General features: G+C 64.3%; 4 protein-coding genes and 1 pseudogene. All 5 read left to right on the top strand.

Going from position 1 to position 4244, the window contains the following annotated elements:
• On the top strand, positions 1 to 963 hold a 963-nt coding region (locus WAN02_RS11935; RefSeq protein WP_422264377.1), incomplete at its 5' end, for a class I SAM-dependent methyltransferase.
• Between the two features lie 136 nt (positions 964 to 1099).
• Positions 1100 to 2146 (top strand): glycosyltransferase, encoded by a 1047-nt coding sequence (locus WAN02_RS11930; protein ID WP_422264378.1) that lies wholly within the window; start codon positions 1100 to 1102, stop codon positions 2144 to 2146.
• Positions 2147 to 2320: 174 nt separating this feature from the next.
• Complete coding sequence (locus tag WAN02_RS11925) at positions 2321 to 2620, top strand: PE family protein (protein ID WP_422264376.1); 300 nt, start codon at positions 2321 to 2323, stop codon at positions 2618 to 2620.
• Positions 2621 to 2638: 18 nt separating this feature from the next.
• Positions 2639 to 4072, top strand: coding sequence for a PPE family protein (locus tag WAN02_RS11920; protein ID WP_422264375.1), 1434 nt, complete (start codon positions 2639 to 2641; stop codon positions 4070 to 4072).
• A 76-nt stretch (positions 4073 to 4148) separates the two neighbouring features.
• Positions 4149 to 4244 (top strand): annotated as a pseudogene (locus WAN02_RS11915) (WXG100 family type VII secretion target); the annotation flags it as partial.

The raw sequence follows: 4244 nt of genomic DNA, 5'->3' as shown, positions 1-4244 counted from the left end.
GAGTCATTCATGGTGGAGGTCGCCAGCAATGACGGCTACCTACTTCAACATGCGGCCGCGCGGGGCATACCCTGCCTGGGGATCGAGCCATCGGTGAATGTCGGCGTCATCGCGCGCGAGCGCGGTGTGCCCACGGTCTCAGACGTCTTGGATGAGTCATTGGCACGAAAAGTACGCGGTGAATACGGTCCAGCAGATCTGTTGGTAGCGAACAACATCTACGCCCGCGTGCCGGATTTGAGGGGTTTCACGCGATCCCTGCGGACACTGCTTGCCGACGATGGATGGCTGAGCATAGAGGTGCACCATGCGCTGAAGCTGGTACGTGACAGTCAGTTTCACACAATCGACCACGAACACGTTCAGTACTACACGCTACTCTCGGCCACACGTGCGCTGGCCACCGCCGGTCTATCAGTCGTCGACGCCGAGCTCTTGTCGACATACGGCGGTTCTCTTCGCATCTGGGCTCGTCCTGCGCGAATCGCCGCGCCGCCCAATGATCGGGTCGTCGAGGTGCTGCGCCTCGAGAAAGCCGCGGGATTACACCGCGCCGAAGGTTATATGCAGTTGCGACCGCACAGTGAGTCGTTGCGCCACAACCTGTTACGATTCCTGCTTCAGTGCCGCGCCGACGGCAAGCGTGTGGTCGGCTATGAGGCGCGAGGCACCGGTACAACAATGCTCAACTACTGCGGGATTCGCAGCGATCTCCTCGACTACGTCGTGGACCGCAATCCGTACAGGCACGGCTGCTTCACCCCCGGCACGCGGATCCCGACGTACGATCCGAAGCGCATCAGTAACGACCATCCCGATGTCGTATTGGCGCTGTCGTGGGATCTTGAGGCCGAATTGGTCGAGCAGCTCAGCTATATCGGCGAGTGGGGCGGCCAACTGATCTTTCCCCGAACCTTGCAGAGCTCAATCGCGTTGGTGAGCAACGGTGATGGGGTCAAATAGCCATGACTACTTATCGAACGTTGCGCCCAAAGGTGATCGCGGCGGCACCGACCGCTGGCGAGAGCATGACAAGGTGACGACATTGACCGGTGCCGGCATCCCGCGCGAACTTGTTGAAGGCGCGAATCCACTTCGGGTGGTGTGGCTTTCGCCGCTGATGCGTCCGCTGGCGCGGGTGCAGGCCGAAGCGCTTCGTGCGCGAGGTATAGATGTGCTGTTGGTGACCACGGATCGCCATCCGGAGTCAGATGCGCGGCGTGACTACGAGATGGTGCTCGATCTGAGGTTCCGTACGGCGTCGACGTGGCTGGCTGCCTGGCGCCGAATACGTGAGCATCGGCCTGACGTCGTGATCGCAGAGCAGGTTCGCGACCCTCGCTGGATCGCGCTGGCCGGGCGCACCCCACGTATCCAGCTTGTGCACGACGAGCGGCGCGAGGAGGGCGGTCGACGGCGGCGAGCCTTCGCGCGCGCCGTGTTTGACCGCTGGGCATCTCGCTCCGCGGCCACTGTGACCTACAGCAACTACGCCGCTATCGCTGTCGCCATCCGCCGCGACGTGGCTGGAACGCCCGTTAACGTGTTGCCGCTCTGCAGCGACCTGGATCCGTCGCTGGTTCCCCCTTTCGCCGGCCCCGAACAGCGGCACGATTTCGTCGTGGCCGGCCAGCTGGGCTCGCAAAAAAATATCGACGTCGTCCTCGAAGCCTGGCAGCGACACGTTGACGGAGGCAGCTGGCGCGGCGACGAGCTGCTGCTGATCGGTAACGGTCCGCTGGTCATCCGGACCCTTCCGGCCTACGTCCGTTGGCGCCCCGGCAATTACCGTTATGAGGACGTCGTCTCCACACTGGCCGCGGCGAAGGGTTCGGTTGCGCACTACCGTGTTGCTTCCCAAAGTGGCGTGCAGATGCTGTCGATGCATCTGGGCGTCATGCCGATCGTCTCACCGGTCGGCGGCTTACCGGAATATCAGCCCCCGGTCTTTCCCCCGATCGCGGTGGACGACGTGGCAGGCCTGACTGCCGCATTCGATGAGCTGGCAGATCCGCTCACCGCGACCTTGCGGGGTGCAGCGGCGGCGCGTCATTACGCAGATTCTTTCGCCGTGGATCGCGCCGCCGACGGGCTGTCGACGGTGCTCGCCGATGTGGGCCGTCGTATCGGGAAGGCATCCGCGTGAGCGCCGGAACGCACGGATGCGTTGATAAGACCACAAGACTGTAAATATCCTTTTGAGCTTGTAATCCGTCATTTAGTATGTAATATTGAGTTTGCACGGATAACCGGTATATAGCTACCGGTGGCACCAGGCGCCGCCCGAACAGCGGCCCTCAGCTTCCGTAAGGAGACGTACATGTCGTTTGTGACCACGCAGCCAGAGTTGCTGGGGAGTGCCGCCAGCACCTTGGGGGGCATTGGATCTTCGATGACCGCAGGGAACGCCGCCGCCGCGGGTCCCACCACTGGGGTAGTTCCTGCCGCTGCCGACGAGGTGTCCGCGTTGACCGCGGCGCAGTTCGCCGCGCACGCTCAGATGTACCAGGCGGTGAGCGCCCAGGCCGCGGCGATTCACGAGATGTTTGTGAACACGCTGGGTATCAGCGCCGGATCGTATGCGGCCACCGAGGCCGCCAATGCGGCCGCGGCGCTCTAAGCAGCCGAAGGATCAGCCATGGATTTCGGGGCCTTTCCGCCAGAGATCAACTCCGCGCGGATTATTGCGGGCCCAGGGTCGGGGCCGATGCTGGCCGCAGCGAGCGCTTGGGACACGCTGGCCGCCGAATTGCAGTCAGGGGCATCCTCTTACGGTTCGGCGATCTCGGAGTTGGCCGGCGAATGGCAGGGTCCGTCGTCGGCATTGATGGAGGACGCGGCAACGCCCTACGTGGCGTGGTTGAATGCCGCCGCCGGGCAAGCTGAGCAGACGGCCGCTCAGGCGAGGGCGGCGGCGGGCGCCTATCAGTCGGCGCTCACGGCGATGGTGCCGTTGCCGGAGATCGCGGCCAACCGCACTCAATTGGCGGCGCTCACCGCGACCAACGTTTTTGGTCAAAACACCCCTGCGATTGCCACGACCGAGGCTCAGTACGGCGAAATGTGGGCCCAGGACGCTACCGCGATGTACGGCTATGCCGGCAGCTCGGCGGCCGCTGCACGTGTCACGCCGTTCACGACGCCACCGTCGACAACTAACCCGGCCGGCGCGGCCAGCCAGGCCGCGGCGGTCACTCAGGCTAGCGGCACCGCGACCGGCAACGGCGTGCAGTCGGCGCTATCCCAGCTGACCTCGACGATTACCTCGGCGCTACAGAACCTCGCATCGCCGGCCGCGTCGTCGACATCGTCGACGTCGTTGCTTTCCACCCTGCTGAACGACCTTGGTGTGACTTCCACTTCGGGCACGACTGGGATCGCGGGGCTTGGGTCTACGGGGGAAAGCTTGCTGAACACTCTCGTTACTTTACCCATCTCGGACACGGCGTTTTTTGGCCTGTTTACCGCACTCGACGCGATTGGGCCACTCATAGGCACGCCAATGAACGTTGCCCTCACTCAAGCGATGATCCCCCCCGTCGCTGCTGCCGGCGGATTTCCGATGGCTGCTGCCCCGATGGCCGCCGCGGGCGTGGGGGCTGCTGCGGGGGGCCTAGGCGGTTTTGCAGGCTTGGGCGGACTGGCGGGCCTCGGGCAAGCAGCCTCAGTAGGCACCTTGTCGGTCCCGCAGAGCTGGGGCTGGGCCGCGACACCCGCGGCGGCGATGATGGGCGGCGTGCCATTGGCGTCGGCGTTGCCGGGCGCCAACCTGGGCGCGGCGGGTGGGCTACCACTGGCAGCTGGGCTACCAATGATGGGCGGGATGGGGCGGGCCGCAGGGGTGGCCGCCGCAGCGGGCGTAGGCGGCGCAGTTGCTTCCAAATACGGGAAGCCCCGCGTCGTGGTGGCCCGCCCGCCATCCGCCGGATACCCGCCGGAGCCGGAATACGCGTCGCCAGCAGCGGCGTATCCAGTACCCGCCGGATTCCCGAAGAACGGACACGCGCCCCCCGGCTATATGCCCGCCATCGTGTACCTGCCGACCAACGGACATGCGCCGCCCAAGAATTGACGAAGGAATGCGATTCGTTTCGTTTGGGCGACGGCCACTGTGATTTTCCGATCAACACGATTAAGGAGCAAAGGATATGCCTTCACGTTTTATGACTGACCCGCACGAGATGCGGTCGATGGCGGGCCGTTTCGATGTGCACGCCCAGACCGTTGAGGACGAGGCCCGCAAG

The organism is Mycobacterium sp. (assembly GCF_049281135.1).
Classification (GTDB): Bacteria; Actinomycetota; Actinomycetes; order Mycobacteriales; family Mycobacteriaceae; genus Mycobacterium.
This window is presented reverse-complemented; position numbering and strand designations above follow the sequence as displayed.